General features: G+C 68.7%; 9 protein-coding genes and 3 rRNA genes. 11 read left to right on the top strand and 1 reads right to left on the bottom strand.

Going from position 1 to position 14,788, the window contains the following annotated elements; genetic code table 11:
• Nucleotides 1-29: 29 nt before the first annotated feature.
• Entirely contained in the window at nt 30-710 is a 681-nt protein-coding gene (locus ACWIZO_RS00060) for an HAD family hydrolase (RefSeq protein ID WP_448640547.1), read from the bottom strand.
• A 71-nt stretch (nt 711-781) separates the two neighbouring features.
• Between ACWIZO_RS00060 and ACWIZO_RS00055 the strand changes: the two genes are divergently transcribed.
• From ACWIZO_RS00055 to rrf, 11 genes are all read left to right on the top strand, one after another.
• Nucleotides 782-1,105, top strand: coding sequence for an antibiotic biosynthesis monooxygenase family protein (locus tag ACWIZO_RS00055; protein ID WP_448640546.1), 324 nt, complete (start codon nt 782-784; stop codon nt 1,103-1,105).
• Nucleotides 1,106-1,219: 114 nt separating this feature from the next.
• The gene (locus ACWIZO_RS00050; RefSeq protein ID WP_448640545.1) at nt 1,220-2,359 is read left to right on the top strand and encodes a branched-chain amino acid aminotransferase; all 1,140 of its coding nucleotides are present in this window, start codon (nt 1,220-1,222) and stop codon (nt 2,357-2,359) included.
• A gap of 32 nt (nt 2,360-2,391) precedes the next feature.
• Nucleotides 2,392-3,360, top strand: coding sequence for a bifunctional riboflavin kinase/FAD synthetase (locus tag ACWIZO_RS00045; RefSeq protein WP_448640544.1), 969 nt, complete (start codon nt 2,392-2,394; stop codon nt 3,358-3,360).
• A gap of 129 nt (nt 3,361-3,489) precedes the next feature.
• Entirely contained in the window at nt 3,490-3,759 is a 270-nt protein-coding gene (gene rpsO, locus ACWIZO_RS00040) for a 30S ribosomal protein S15 (protein WP_448640543.1), read from the top strand.
• 269 nt (nt 3,760-4,028) lie between these two features.
• A complete protein-coding gene (locus ACWIZO_RS00035) occupies nt 4,029-6,308 on the top strand; it encodes a polyribonucleotide nucleotidyltransferase (RefSeq protein ID WP_448640542.1) in 2,280 nt (759 codons plus the stop codon).
• A gap of 82 nt (nt 6,309-6,390) precedes the next feature.
• Nucleotides 6,391-7,689: a M16 family metallopeptidase gene (locus ACWIZO_RS00030; protein WP_448640541.1), complete on the top strand. Its 1,299-nt coding sequence runs from the start codon at nt 6,391-6,393 to the stop codon at nt 7,687-7,689.
• A gap of 28 nt (nt 7,690-7,717) precedes the next feature.
• Entirely contained in the window at nt 7,718-8,095 is a 378-nt protein-coding gene (locus ACWIZO_RS00025) for a VanZ family protein (RefSeq protein WP_448640540.1), read from the top strand.
• A 56-nt stretch (nt 8,096-8,151) separates the two neighbouring features.
• Nucleotides 8,152-8,958 carry a 4-hydroxy-tetrahydrodipicolinate reductase gene (gene dapB / locus ACWIZO_RS00020; protein ID WP_448640539.1) on the top strand — a complete coding sequence of 269 codons (807 nt, stop codon included), beginning with the start codon at nt 8,152-8,154 and terminating at the stop codon, nt 8,956-8,958.
• A gap of 326 nt (nt 8,959-9,284) precedes the next feature.
• Nucleotides 9,285-10,807: ribosomal RNA gene (locus ACWIZO_RS00015) — 16S ribosomal RNA — on the top strand.
• A 511-nt stretch (nt 10,808-11,318) separates the two neighbouring features.
• Nucleotides 11,319-14,463: ribosomal RNA gene (locus ACWIZO_RS00010) — 23S ribosomal RNA — on the top strand.
• Nucleotides 14,464-14,617: 154 nt separating this feature from the next.
• Nucleotides 14,618-14,734, top strand: a 5S ribosomal RNA gene (gene rrf / locus ACWIZO_RS00005).
• The 16S, 23S and 5S rRNA genes sit together here, the layout of an rRNA operon.
• The last annotated feature ends 54 nt before the right edge of the window (nt 14,735-14,788 follow it).

Raw genomic sequence — 14,788 nt, 5'->3', positions numbered from 1 at the left:
GGCGTGGGGGGGGTACGGGGGTCGTCCGACTAGTCGCGGACCAGCTTCCCGATGAGCGAGTCGTCGAGGGAGGCGAGCAGGTCGGCCGGGTCGTCGTACACCTCGTCGGCCCCCTCCTCGAGCAGCTCGGCCCGCGAGATGCCGCCGCAGGTGAGCGCGATGCACGGCAGGCCGGCGTCCCGGGCCGCCCGCACGTCCCACACCGTGTCGCCGACGGCGACGGTGCGGGAGGCGTCCAGGCCGTGCGCCTCGACGGCGGTCTGCATGAGGTCCGGCGCCGGCTTGGCCGACTCGACGTCGGCCGAGCAGGTGGTCCCGTCGACGACGTCCTCGCCGCCGATCGCCGGCACCATCCACTCGAGGTCGGACTCCTCACCGCTGGTCGCCAGCACCACGGCCAGGCCCCGGTCCCGGCACGCGGCGAGCAGGTCGTCGACATGCGGGAAGGGCGTCACCAGCTCGCGCAGCGGCTCGTAGCGCCGGCTCTTGGCCTCCATCACCGCGTCGACGTCGTCCGCGTGGTCCCCCAGCAGGTGGGTGACCAGCTCCTGGCTGCCGATGCCGATCGACCGGTGGCAGTCGGCCATCGCGACCTCGTCGTGCCCGGTGTCGCGGAAGGCCCGCCACCAGGCGAGGACCTGCAGGTAGTTGGTGTCGAGCAGGGTGCCGTCGACGTCGAACAGCACGCCGGGCCGCGGGGCCGGGGTCATCGGGCCATCCTCGCCCGGCCCGGGGACCCCCGCAGTGGTTGACCGGCTCGCCCGCCGGGAAGGGGACTGCCATGAGCGTCGTGAAGATCAACGCGATCAGCGTCCCGTCCCACGCGCAGGAGCGCTTCGAGGAGCGCTTCCGCGGGCGCGGCGGAGCCGTGGAGAAGACCCCCGGCTTCGAGTGGTTCGAGCTGCTGCGCCCGCTGGAGGGCACCGACCAGTACCTCGTCTACACCCGGTGGGAGAGCGAGGAGGCCTACCGCGACTGGGAGAGCGGCCAGGACTTCGCCCGGGCGCACCAGGGCGGCGGTGACGAGCTGGCACCCGCGGCGAGCGACTCGTCCCACCTGTGGTCCTACGAGGTGATCGAGAGCTCGGCGCCCGACCGGCCCTGACCCCCGCGGGCGGACGGCGGCGGTCGCCTCCCGGCCGCCGCCGCGCCCGGCGCTAGTGTGGACGGCGGGCCGGTCGTCCGCCGGTCCCGCCCCGAGCACGCGCAGGTGGGAGACATGACCGACACGCTCGCCGACAGCCGCACCTCCTCCCGGGTCTTCACCGAGGGCGTGCCGGTGACCGTGGAGGACGTGACCCGCCGTCCGGCCGCCGAGCGGGAGGCCGTGCTGGCCGACCCCGGCTTCGGCCGGCACTTCACCGACTCGATGTTCGTGGCCCGCTGGACCGCCGGTCGCGGCTGGCACGACGCCCGGCTGACGCCGTACGCGCCGCTGCAGGTCGACCCCGCCACGGCGGCCCTGCACTACGCCCAGTCGATCTTCGAGGGGCTCAAGGCCTACGCCCAGCCCGACGGCAGCGTGGCCACCTTCCGGCCCGAGGCCAACGCCGCCCGCTTCGCCCGCGGCGCCCGCCGGCTGGCCATGCCGCCGGTGCCCGAGGAGGCGTTCATCAGCGCCGTCGACGCCCTCGTCGACGCCGACCGTGACTGGGTGCCGACCGGTCCGGACCAGACGCTCTACATCCGGCCCTACCAGCTGGCCACCGAGCCGTTCCTCGGCGTCCGCCCGGCGCACGAGTACCTGTTCCTGGTCATCGCCAGCCCCGCCGGCGCCTACTTCCCGCGCGGCGTCCACCCGGTCAGCGTCTACCTGTCCGAGGACTACATCCGGGCCGCGCCCGGCGGCACCGGCGACGTCAAGTGCGCCGGCAACTACGCCGCCAGCCTCCTGGCCCAGGAGCAGGCCATCGCCGCCGGCTGCGACCAGGTCGTGTGGCTCGACGCGGTGGAGAAGCGCTACGTCGAGGAGATGGGCGGGATGAACCTGTTCTTCGTCCTCGGCGACGGCGACGACGCCGAGCTGGTCACCCCCGAGCTCACCGGCACCCTGCTGCCCGGCATCACCCGCGACTCGCTGATCACGGTCGCCCGGGAGACCGGCCATCGGGTCACCGAGCGGAGGTTCAGCGTCGACGAGTGGCGCTCCGGCGTCGCCGACGGCACGGTCACCGAGACCTTCGCCTGCGGCACCGCCGCGGTCATCACCCCCGTCGGCGAGGTCAAGGCGCGCACCGGCGACTTCACCGTCGGCAACGGGGAGCCCGGGCCGCTGACCATGCGGCTGCGCGAGCACCTGCTCGACGTCCAGCACGGCCGGGTGCCCGACACCCACGGCTGGCTGCACCGGGTCGCCTGAGCGACCCCGACGGCGGTCAGGGGAGCGTGCGCGTGCGGCGCTGGCGCGGGCTCGCGGACACCCCGGCCGACCTCGGCCGGACGGTGGTCACCGTCGGCATGTACGACGGCGTCCACCGCGGCCACCAGCAGCTCATCAGCACCGCCGTCGCCCGGGCCGGCGGGCTGGGCCGCCCCTGCGTGCTGGTCACCTTCGACCCGCACCCCACCGAGGTGGTCCGCCCGGGCACGCACCCGGCGATCCTGACCTCGCTCGACCGCAAGGCCGAGCTGGTCGCCGGCCTGGGCGTCGACGCGATGTGCGTCGTCCCGTTCACCCAGGAGTTCAGCCGGTGGACCCCCGAGGAGTTCGCCCACGCGGTGCTCGTGGAGAACCTGCACGCGGCCGCGGTCGTCGTGGGAGAGAACTTCACCTACGGGCACAGGGCGGCCGGCACCGTCGAGACGCTCACCCAGGCGGGGCGCCGGTTCGGCTTCGCCGTGGAGGGCGTGCCTCTGGCCGGGGACGCCTCGGCCGACGGCGAGGTGACCATCTCCTCGACCTACATCCGCGCCTGCGTCGCCGCCGGTGACATGGGCAGCGCGGCCCGGGCGCTGGGCCGCCCGCACCGCGTCGACGGCGTCGTCGTCCGGGGTGACCGGCGCGGCCGGGAGCTCGGGTACCCGACCGCCAACGTCGAGACGCCGCCGTTCACCGCCATCCCGGCCGACGGCGTCTACGCCGGCTCCCTGGTCACCCGCGACGTCTCCGGGGCCACCCTCGGCAGCGCCCCGGCCGCGATCTCGGTCGGCACGAACCCGACCTTCCAGGGGTCGAGGCGCACCGTCGAGGCCCACGTGCTCGACTTTTCCGGCGACCTCTACGGCGAGCACGTCGGGGTCGAGTTCGTGCAGCGGCTGCGGCCGATGACCTCCTTCACCGGCGTCGACGCGCTGGTCGCCGCGATGGCCGACGACGTCGCCCGCACCCGCGCCGTGCTCGGGCTGCCGCCCGCGCGGTGATCATGCCGACGGGGCCCGCGGACCGCGCTGGTAACCTCGTCCACGTCGGGCCCTGCCCGACGTGTGTGCCACCTGCCCCCGTGACCCAGACCGGGGGCCACACCTGACCGGACCCCCGGAGGCCCGCCCATGGCGCTCGACAGCGCGACGAAGCAGCAGATCATGACCGACTACGCGACGGTCGAGCGGGACACCGGCTCGCCCGAGGTCCAGGTCGCGATGCTCACCCGCCGGATCAGTGACCTGACCGAGCACCTCAAGCAGCACAAGCACGACCACCACAGCCGCCGGGGCCTGCTGCTCCTGGTCGGCCGCCGTCGCCGGCTGCTGAACTACCTGGCCAAGACCGACATCACCCGCTACCGCTCGTTGATCGAGCGGCTCGGTCTGCGCCGCTAGCACGTCGAGGGGACCGTCCCGCCGGGACGGTCCCCTCTCTCGTGCGGCACCCGCCGCACGACCCCGGCCACCACGGCGCGCAGCGCACCGGTCCTCGGTGGTGGCCCCCGGGCATGACCGGTCCTCCCGCGGGGGACACAGGGTCCCGGGGGTTTCGATCGAAGACCGGTCGCCCCGGACGCCGTCGGCGCAGGGGACGCCGAGGAGGACGCCGGCGCGAGATCGCGCCGCAGAGGACGTCGCCGCATGCGACGAAGGAAGAGGACACAGTGTCCGCACCCACCCAGCACAGCATCGCCGCCGAGTTCGACCCCGAGGACGGGGTCACCACCGCCACCGCGGTCATCGACAACGGCAGTCGCGGCAGCCGCAGCATCACCTTCGAGACCGGCCGGCTGGCCAAGCAGGCCGCCGGCTCCGTCGTCGTCACCACGGGCGACACCATGCTGCTGTCGGCCACCACGGCCGGCCGCCAGCCCAAGGAGCAGTTCGACTTCTTCCCCCTGACCGTCGACGTCGAGGAGCGGATGTACGCCGCCGGGCGCATCCCCGGCTCGTTCTTCCGCCGCGAGGGCCGCCCGGGCGAGGACGCGATCCTCACCTGCCGGCTCATCGACCGCCCGCTGCGCCCGACGTTCGCCAAGGGCCTGCGCAACGAGGTCCAGGTCGTCATCACGGTCCTAGCGCTGGACCCCGACCACCTCTACGACGTGCTGGCCATCAACGGCGCGTCCGCCTCCACCCAGCTCTCCGGCCTGCCGTTCTCCGGCCCGGTCGGCGGCACCCGCGTCGCGCTCGTCGACGGCCAGTGGATCGGCTTCCCGACCCACTCCGAGCTCGAGGAGGCCGTCTTCGACATGGTCGTGGCCGGCCGCGTCCTCCCGGACGGCGACGTCGCGATCATGATGGTCGAGGCCGAGGCCACCGAGCGGACCATCCAGCTGGTCGCCGGCGGCTCGCCCGCCCCGACCGAGGAGGTCGTGGCGCAGGGCCTCGAGGCGGCCAAGCCGTTCATCAAGGCGCTGTGCGACGCGCAGTCCGCGCTGGCGGAGAAGGCCGCCAAGCCGGTCGCCGACTTCCCCCGCTTCCTCGACTACCAGGACGACGTCTACGCCGCCGTGGAGTCCGCCGCCCTCGACCGGCTCACCCAGGCGCAGTCGATCGCCGGCAAGCAGGAGCGCAACGACGCCACCGACGCGCTCAAGGACGAGGTCGTCTCCTCCCTGGCCGAGCGGTTCGCCGGTCGCGAGAAGGAGGTGTCGGCCGCCTTCCGCGCCGTCACCAAGAAGGTCGTCCGGCAGCGCATCCTGCGCGACAAGGTCCGCATCGACGGTCGCGGCCTGACCGACATCCGGCCGCTGTCGGCCGAGGTCGAGGTCGTCCCGCGGGTGCACGGCTCGGCGCTGTTCGAGCGCGGCGAGACCCAGATCCTCGGGGTCACCACGCTGAACATGCTGCGCATGGAGCAGCAGCTGGACACGCTGTCGCCGGTGACCCGCAAGCGGTACATGCACAACTACAACTTCCCGCCGTACTCCACCGGCGAGACCGGCCGGGTGGGCTCGCCCAAGCGGCGCGAGATCGGCCACGGCGCGCTGGCCGAGCGGGCGCTGGTGCCGGTGCTGCCCGACCGCGAGGAGTTCCCCTACGCGATCCGGCAGGTGTCGGAGGCGCTGGGCTCCAACGGGTCGACGTCGATGGGCTCGGTGTGCGCCTCGACCCTGGCGCTGCTCAACGCCGGTGTGCCGCTCAAGGCCCCGGTCGCCGGCATCGCGATGGGCCTGGTCTCTGACGAGGTCGACGGCAAGACGCAGTACGTCGCGCTGACCGACATCCTCGGTGCCGAGGACGCCTTCGGTGACATGGACTTCAAGGTCGCCGGCACCAAGGACTTCGTCACGGCCCTGCAGCTGGACACCAAGCTCGACGGCATCCCGTCCGACGTGCTGGCCCAGGCGCTGACCCAGGCCCGCGCCGCCCGCCTGCACATCCTCGACGTGATGAACGAGGCCATCGACGGCCCCGACGAGATGAGCCCCTACGCCCCGCGCGTGACCACGGTGCGCATCCCGGTCGACAAGATCGGCGCGGTCATCGGTCCCAAGGGCCAGATGATCAACTCGATCCAGGACGAGACCGGCGCCGACATCACCATCGAGGACGACGGCACGATCTACGTCGGCGCCTCCGACGGCCCCTCGGCCCAGGCCGCGGTCGACCGCATCAACGCGATCGCCAACCCGCAGATGCCGAAGGTCGGCGAGCGCTTCCTCGGCACCGTCGTCAAGACCACGCCGTTCGGCGCCTTCGTCTCGCTGCTGCCGGGTAAGGACGGTCTCGTCCACATCAGCAAGCTGGGCGGCGGCAAGCGCATCGGCAAGGTCGAGGACGTCGTCAACGTCGGGGACAAGCTGCAGGTCGAGATCACCGACATCGACGCCCGCGGCAAGATCAGCCTCGTGCCGGTGGCCGCCGAGGGTGCCGGTGACGGTGCTCCCGCCGGCGACGGCGCCACGCCGGCCGAGGCCCCCGCGCCCGCGGAGGCCTGACACGACCGCCGACCCGATCACGACCGGGGCCGGGGCGGGGGAGGGGTCCACCGACCTCGCCGCCGCCCCGGCCCCGGTCGGTGTGCCCCGCGTCCTCGACGTCGACGAGGTCGGCGGCCGGGTGGAGCGCACCGTGCTGCCCGGCGGCCTGCGGGTGCTGACCGAGACGATGCCCGGGGTGCTCTCGGCCACCCTCGGCATCTGGGTGGGCGTCGGGTCGCGCGACGAGACCGACCGCGTCGCCGGTGCCTCGCACTACCTCGAGCACCTGTTGTTCAAGGGCACCCGCAGCCGCAGCGCGCTGGAGATCGCGACGGAGATGGACGCCGTCGGCGGTGAGATGAACGCCTTCACCGCCAAGGAGCACACCTGCTACTACGCCAACGTGCTCGCCAGTGACCTGCCGCTGGCCGTCACGCTGCTCGGCGACCTGGTGACCGAGGCGCTCAACACCGCCGAGGACCTGGAGTCCGAGCGCACGGTGGTGCTGGAGGAGATCGCCATGCGCGACGACGAGCCCTCCGACCTCGTGCACGACCTCTTCTCCGAGACGCTCTTCGGCGGCACGCCGCTGGGCCGCTCGGTGCTCGGCACCATCGACTCGATCGAGGGCCTGACCCGCGACGACGTCGACGGCTGGTACCGCTCCCGCTACGCCGTCCCCTCGATGGTGGTCACCGCCGCCGGCCGGGTGGACCACCAGCAGGTGGTCGACCTGGTGACGGCGGTCTTCGGCGGGCGGTTGTCGGGCTCGGCGTCCCCGGCACCGCTGCGCCGCGGGGAGGACGTCGTCCTCGACCGGCCGGCGCGGGCCACCGGGCTGGTGTCCCGCCGCACCGAGCAGACGCACCTGCTGCTCGGGAGCCTGGGCCTGAGCCGCTTCGACGAGCGGCGCTACGCCGCCGCCGTCCTCGAGACCGCGGTGGGCGGCGGGATGAGCTCGCGGCTGTTCCAGGAGATCCGCGAGAAGCGGGGGCTGGTCTACAGCGTCGGCTCGGCGCTGACCTCCTACGCCGGGACGGGGTCGTTCTCCGTCTACGCCGGGTGCGCGAAGAAGCGGGTGCCCGAGGTCCTGCGGCTGGTCCGCGAGGAGCTGGCCCGGGTGGCCGCCGAGGGTCTCACCGGCGAGGAGGTCGCCCGCGGGCGCGGCCAGCTGCGCGGCGGGACGGTGCTCGGGCTGGAGGACACCGGCTCGCGGATGAGCCGCCTGGGCAAGAGCGAGCTCTCGCACGGGGAGTACGTGCCGGTGCGCGAGGTGCTCGACCGGATCGCCGCGGTCGACGAGGACCAGGTGCGCGCCGTGGCCGCCGACCTGCTGGGCCGCGAGACCTGCCTGGCCGTCGTCGGCCCGTACCGCGAGTCCGACCTCGACCGGCTCTGACCCCGCCCGTACCCGGGGACCGCCCGCGATGACCGCCCGCCGTCCGCACCCCGCCATGCGCGTGCACGGGGCGCTGTCGCGCGGCGCGTTCGCCGTGACGGTGCTCGTCTCCCTCGCCGTCCTGTTCGCGCCCGGCGCCGACGTGCCGTCGGCACCCCCCGGCGTCGACAAGGTGGTGCACCTGACCCTGTTCCTCGCCCTGGCCCTCGCCGGACGCTGGGCGGGGGTCCGGCCGGGACCGCTCGCCGTCCTCCTGGTCGCCTACGGGGCGGTGAGCGAGGTGGTGCAGGCGGTCACGGCTCTGCAGCGTTCGGGGTCGGTGCTCGACTGGCTGGCCGACGGCGCCGGCGTCGCCCTCGGCCTGCTCGCCTGGTCCGCGGGCGAGCGCCGCTCCGTGGCGCGCTGAACCGCCGGCTCCGGAGCCGCCTTGCGCCGCGCGGGGACGCCGGGAAGCCTGGCCGGGTGACCACCAGCCGCCCGTCGTCCGAGCAGCAGGCCCCCGGTACCGCGGCGTCGGAGTCCCCGAGGATCCCGGTCGCCGTCCTGGGCGCGCGCGGCCGGATGGGCACCGAGGTGGTCAACGCGGTCACCGCCGCCGACGACCTCGAGCTGGTCGCGATGGTCGACGACGGCGACTGGCTGTTCAACGTGTCCGACGCCGGCGCCCACGTGGTCGTGGACTTCACCCGCCCGGACGTCGTCATGGACAACATCCGCTTCTGCATCGACCAGGACATCCACTGCGTCGTCGGGACGACGGGCTTCGACGAGGACAGGCTGGCCACGGTCGCGGAGTGGCTCCGGCCCAAGCCCGACCTCGGCGTGGTCATCGCCCCGAACTTCGGGATCGGCGCGGTGCTGCTCATGCGCTTCGCGCAGGAGGCGGCCCGCTTCTTCCCCTCGACCGAGATCGTCGAGCTGCACCACCCGAACAAGGTGGACGCCCCCTCGGGCACCGCGGTGCGGACGGCCCGCCTGGTGGCGGCCGCCCGCCGGTCGGCGGGGATGCCGCCGTCGCCGGACGCGACCACGGACACCCTGCCCGGGGCACGCGGTGCCGACGTGGAGGGGGTCGCGGTCCACGCCGTCCGGCTCACCGGGCTGGTGGCCCACCAGGAGGTGCTGATGGGTGCGGCGGGGGAGACCCTGACGCTCCGGCACGACTCCTTCGACCGTGCCTCCTTCATGCCGGGCGTCCTGCTCGCCGTCCGGGAGGTCGGCCGGCGCCCCGGCCTGACCGTGGGCATCGAGGGGTTCCTGGGCCTCTGAGACCGGTCCGGCTGCGTGCGCCGGACCCGGCGTGCACACCCCTCCACGGTCGTGTACTGTTCCCTTCGCGCCGGACGGGCCCGGGAGGGCCGCGGAGACCACCCGAGTGGTGCAGGGCTCCACGAGTCGGCGTACAGTGGGACAAGCCGTCACCGAGGAAGCCCGAGAGGGTGGAGTTGGTGTGCGTCCGCTCCTTGAGAACTCAACAGCGTGCCGAAAGTCAGTGCCAAGTAGTAACCCCGGCCTGGGCGTGATGCCTGGGTGGGATTCCTTTGGTTGATGTGATCGAGATCTGTCAGGTCTCGGTTCTCGGCCTGGTTCAAGCATCTACGGAGAGTTTGATCCTGGCTCAGGACGAACGCTGGCGGCGTGCTTAACACATGCAAGTCGAACGCTGATCCATCTTCGGGTGGTGATGAGTGGCGAACGGGTGAGTAACACGTGGGCAACCTGCCCCCGGCTCTGGGATAACTCCAAGAAATTGGGGCTAATACCGGATGTCCTCTGCTGGCCGCATGGTCTGGTGGTGGAAAGGGTTTCCGGCTGGGGATGGGCCCGCGGCCTATCAGCTTGTTGGTGGGGTAGTGGCCTACCAAGGCGACGACGGGTAGCCGGCCTGAGAGGGTGACCGGCCACACTGGGACTGAGACACGGCCCAGACTCCTACGGGAGGCAGCAGTGGGGAATATTGCGCAATGGGCGGAAGCCTGACGCAGCGACGCCGCGTGGGGGATGACGGCCTTCGGGTTGTAAACCTCTTTCAGCTCCGACGAAGCGGAAGTGACGGTAGGAGCAGAAGAAGCACCGGCCAACTACGTGCCAGCAGCCGCGGTAATACGTAGGGTGCAAGCGTTGTCCGGAATTATTGGGCGTAAAGAGCTCGTAGGCGGTCTGTTGCGTCGGCTGTGAAAACCCGGAGCTCAACTCCGGGCCTGCAGTCGATACGGGCAGACTCGAGTGTTGCAGGGGAGACTGGAATTCCTGGTGTAGCGGTGAAATGCGCAGATATCAGGAGGAACACCGGTGGCGAAGGCGGGTCTCTGGGCAACAACTGACGCTGAGGAGCGAAAGCGTGGGGAGCGAACAGGATTAGATACCCTGGTAGTCCACGCCGTAAACGTTGGGCGCTAGGTGTGGGGGCCATTCCACGGTCTCCGTGCCGCAGCTAACGCATTAAGCGCCCCGCCTGGGGAGTACGGCCGCAAGGCTAAAACTCAAAGGAATTGACGGGGGCCCGCACAAGCGGCGGAGCATGTTGCTTAATTCGATGCAACGCGAAGAACCTTACCTAGGCTTGACATGCGCGGAAATCTCGCAGAGATGCGGGGTGCCTTTGGCGTCGTGCACAGGTGGTGCATGGTTGTCGTCAGCTCGTGTCGTGAGATGTTGGGTTAAGTCCCGCAACGAGCGCAACCCTCGTTCCATGTTGCCAGCACGTGATGGTGGGGACTCATGGGAGACTGCCGGGGTCAACTCGGAGGAAGGTGGGGATGACGTCAAATCATCATGCCCCTTATGTCTAGGGCTGCAAACATGCTACAATGGCCGGTACAAAGGGCTGCGATACCGTGAGGTGGAGCGAATCCCAAAAAGCCGGTCTCAGTTCGGATTGGGGTCTGCAACTCGACCCCATGAAGTTGGAGTCGCTAGTAATCGCAGATCAGCAACGCTGCGGTGAATACGTTCCCGGGCCTTGTACACACCGCCCGTCACGTCACGAAAGTCGGTAACGCCCGAAGCCGGTGGCCCAACCCCTTGTGGGAGGGAGCCGTCGAAGGCGGGATCGGCGATTGGGACGAAGTCGTAACAAGGTAGCCGTACCGGAAGGTGCGGCTGGATCACCTCCTTTCTAAGGAGCATCTCGCTCGGCAGCCGGATGGTTGTCGGGTGCAGAGCTGTGCGCGGGTCGTGACGGTCGCCCACTACCGGGTGGCCGCGGGTGCTCGTGACAGTGCTCGAGGGTGGAACGCTGACCAGTTCGGCCGGCAGCTGCTGCTGCTCCTAGTACGGCGTCATCTTCACTGGTGGCGTGGGGAACGGGGTGGCAGGGGTGGGTCGGTCGTAGGCACGCTGTTGGGTCCTGAGGGAGCGGGCTCTGCTGCTGTGGGTGTGAGCCTGTGGCGGGAGGGGTTGCTGTCTTCGTCCGGGCCTTCCTGGTCTCAGACCGGCCGAGTGTTCTCGGTGCTGGTGGGGTCGTGTGGAGGGTTTGCGGGTTGGTCGTTGAGAACTGCACAGTGGACGCGAGCATCTTTTGATCTCTGTTTTGCAGAGTTTGTTTGCAGGGTGTTTGCTTGTAGGTGTCCCGCCCCCGGGCGCGGCTGTCTCCTTCGGGAGGGGTCGTGGAGGGGTGGGTTGTGTGTGGTCAAGATGTTGAGGGCACACGGTGGATGCCTGGGCACCAGGAGCCGATGAAGGACGTGGGAGGCTGCGATATGCCTCGGGGAGCTGCCAACCGAGCGTTGATCCGAGGGTGTCCGAATGGGGGAACCCCGCACCAGTCATGTGGTGTGACCCGCGCCTGAACACATAGGGCGTGTGGAGGGAACGTGGGGAAGTGAAACATCTCAGTACCCACAGGAAGAGAAAACAACCGTGATTCCGTGAGTAGTGGCGAGCGAAAGCGGATGAGGCTAAACCGATGGCATGTGATAGCCGGCAGGCGTTGTGTCGTCGGGGTCGTGGGACAGTCGTGTCGCCTCTGCCGGGGTGGCGGGGAGTGAGAAAGCGGTCGGGTTAGCCGAAGGCCTCTGGAAGGGGTCGCCGTAGAGGGTGAGAGCCCCGTAGGTGAAAGCCTGTCGTCTCCTTGTTTCTGTATCCCAAGTAGCACCGAGCCCGTGGAATTCGGTGTGAATCTGGCGGGACCACCCGCTAAGCCTGAATACTCCCTGGTGACCGATAGCGGACGAGTACCGTGAGGGAAAGGTGAAAAGTACCCCGGGAGGGGAGTGAAATAGTACCTGAAACCGTGTGCCTACAAGCCGTGAGAGCCGTGAATCCGCGCTTCGTGTGCGGGCGGTGATTGCGTGCCTTTTGAAGAATGAGCCTGCGAGTTAGTGGTGCGTGGCGAGGTTAACCCGTGGGGGGTAGCCGTAGCGAAAGCGAGTCCGAACAGGGCGGTTTCTAGTCGCGTGTCCTAGACCCGAAGCCGAGTGATCTACCCATGGCCAGGTTGAAGCGCGGGTAAGACCGCGTGGAGGACCGAACCCACCAGGGTTGAAAACCTGGGGGATGAGCTGTGGGTAGGGGTGAAAGGCCAATCAAACTCGGTGATAGCTGGTTCTCCCCGAAATGCATTTAGGTGCAGCGTCGCGTGTTTCTTGCCGGAGGTAGAGCACTGGATGGCTGATGGGCCCCACAAGGTTACTGACGTCAACCAAACTCCGAATGCCGGTAAGTGAGAGCGCGGCAGTGAGACTGCGGGCGATAAGGTTCGTAGTCGAGAGGGAAACAGCCCAGATCATCGGCTAAGGCCCCTAAGCGTGTGCTAAGTGGAAAAGGATGTGGGATCGCAGTGACAACCAGGAGGTTGGCTTAGAAGCAGCCATCCTTGAAAGAGTGCGTAATAGCTCACTGGTCAAGTGGTTCCGCGCCGACAATGTAGCGGGGCTCAAGCACACCGCCGAAGCCGTGGCACTCCACCGATAGCCCGCCGGCATCCTTCGGGATGGCGGCCAGGTGGTGGGGTGGGTAGGGGAGCGTCGTGTGGCGGGTGAAGCGGCGGAGGGATCCAGCCGTGGACGCCATGCGAGTGAGAATGCAGGCATGAGTAGCGAGAGGGGAGTGAGAACCTCCCCCGCCGGAAGACCAAGGGTTCCTGGGCCAGGCTAATCCGCCCAGGGTGAGTCGGGACCTAAGGCGAGGCCGACAGGCGTAGTCGATGGACAACGGGTTGATATTCCCGTACCCGCGAAGGAACGCCCATGCTGGACCCAGCGATGCTGACCCACCGAAACCGGTGGCTCGTCTTCGGACGGGTCGCGGGGAGTAGCTGGGGACCCGGACTGGTAGTAGGCAAGCGATGGGGTGACGCAGGAAGGTAGTCGGGCCGGTGAGTGGTAGTACCGGTGCAAGGGTGTGGCCCGTCTGGTAGGCAAATCCGCCGGACATGCAGGGTGAGGCCTGACGCATAGCCGAGTGAGGCGAATCCGATGATCCTATGCTGTCGAGAAAAGCCTCTAGCGAGTTCCGAGCGGCCCGTACCCCAAACCAACTCAGGTGGTCAGGTAGAGAATACCGAGGCGATCGAGCGAACTGTGGTTAAGGAACTCGGCAAAATGCCCCCGTAACTTCGGGAGAAGGGGGACCCCTGACTGTGACCATCCGTGCGGTGGGTAGCGGTGGGGGGTCGCAGAGACCAGTGAGAAGCGACTGTTTACTAAAAACACAGGTCCGTGCGAAGTCGTAAGACGATGTATACGGACTGACGCCTGCCCGGTGCTGGAACGTTAAGGGGACGGGTTAGTGCGCCTTCGGGTGTGCGAAGCTCAGAACTCAAGCGCCAGTAAACGGCGGTGGTAACTATAACCATCCTAAGGTAGCGAAATTCCTTGTCGGGTAAGTTCCGACCTGCACGAATGGCGTAACGACTTCTCAGCTGTCTCAACCACAGGCTCGGCGAAATTGCACTACGAGTAAAGATGCTCGTTACGCGCGGCAGGACGGAAAGACCCCGGGACCTTCACTACAGCTTGATATTGGTGTTCGGTTCGGCTTGTGTAGGATAGGTGGGAGACGTGGAAGCGGGCACGCCAGTGTTCGTGGAGTCGCCGTTGAAATACCACTCTGGTCGAATTGGATGTCTAACCTGGGTCCGTGATCCGGATCAGGAACAGTGTCAGGTGGGTAGTTTAACTGGGGCGGTTGCCTCCCAAAGGGTAACGGAGGCGCCCAAAGGTTCCCTCAGCCTGGTTGGCAATCAGGTGTCGAGTGCAAGTGCACAAGGGAGCTTGACTGTGAGACCGACGGGTCGAGCAGGAGCGAAAGCTGGGACTAGTGACCCGGCACCGGCAGGTGGAAGCGGTGTCGCTCAACGGATAAAAGGTACCCCGGGGATAACAGGCTGATCTTCCCCAAGAGTCCATATCGACGGGATGGTTTGGCACCTCGATGTCGGCTCGTCGCATCCTGGGGCTGGAGTAGGTCCCAAGGGTTGGGCTGTTCGCCCATTAAAGCGGTACGCGAGCTGGGTTTAGAACGTCGTGAGACAGTTCGGTCCCTATCCGCCGTGCGCGTAAGAGACTTGAGAAGAGCTGTCCCTAGTACGAGAGGACCGGGACGGACGAACCTCTGGTGTGCCAGTTGTACCGCCAGGTGCACTGCTGGTTGGCTACGTTCGGCAGGGATAACCGCTGAAAGCATCTAAGCGGGAAGCTCGCTTCGAGATGAGGTCTCTCACCCAGTCAATGGGGTAAGGCCCCCGCCCAGACCAGCGGGTTGATAGGCCGGAAGTGGAAGCACCGCAAGGTGTGGAGCTGACCGGTACTAACAGGCCGAGGGCTTGACCACGCCACACCACCGGTCAAGCCACCAGCAAGCAGCATCGGAAGAGTCTTGTGTCGCGTCCACTGTGCGGTTCTGAACGCACCCAACCCGCCCCACCCCGCCCGCGGACATCCGCGCCGGGGGTGTGGGGGCCGGGGGTTGGTCACGTTCACAGTGTTACGGCGGTCATGGCGAGAGGGAAACGCCCGGTCCCATTCCGAACCCGGAAGCTAAGCCTCTCAGCGCCGATGGTACTGCCCTGGAGACGGGGTGGGAGAGTAGGACACCGCCGGACAACCATTCCAGGAAGGGCCCCCACCACCCGGTGGGGGCCCTTCCTGCGTCCTTC

Source organism: Geodermatophilus sp. URMC 63, from assembly GCF_053502565.1.
Note: the sequence above shows the minus strand (reverse complement) of the source record. Positions and strands in the feature narration are given on the sequence as shown.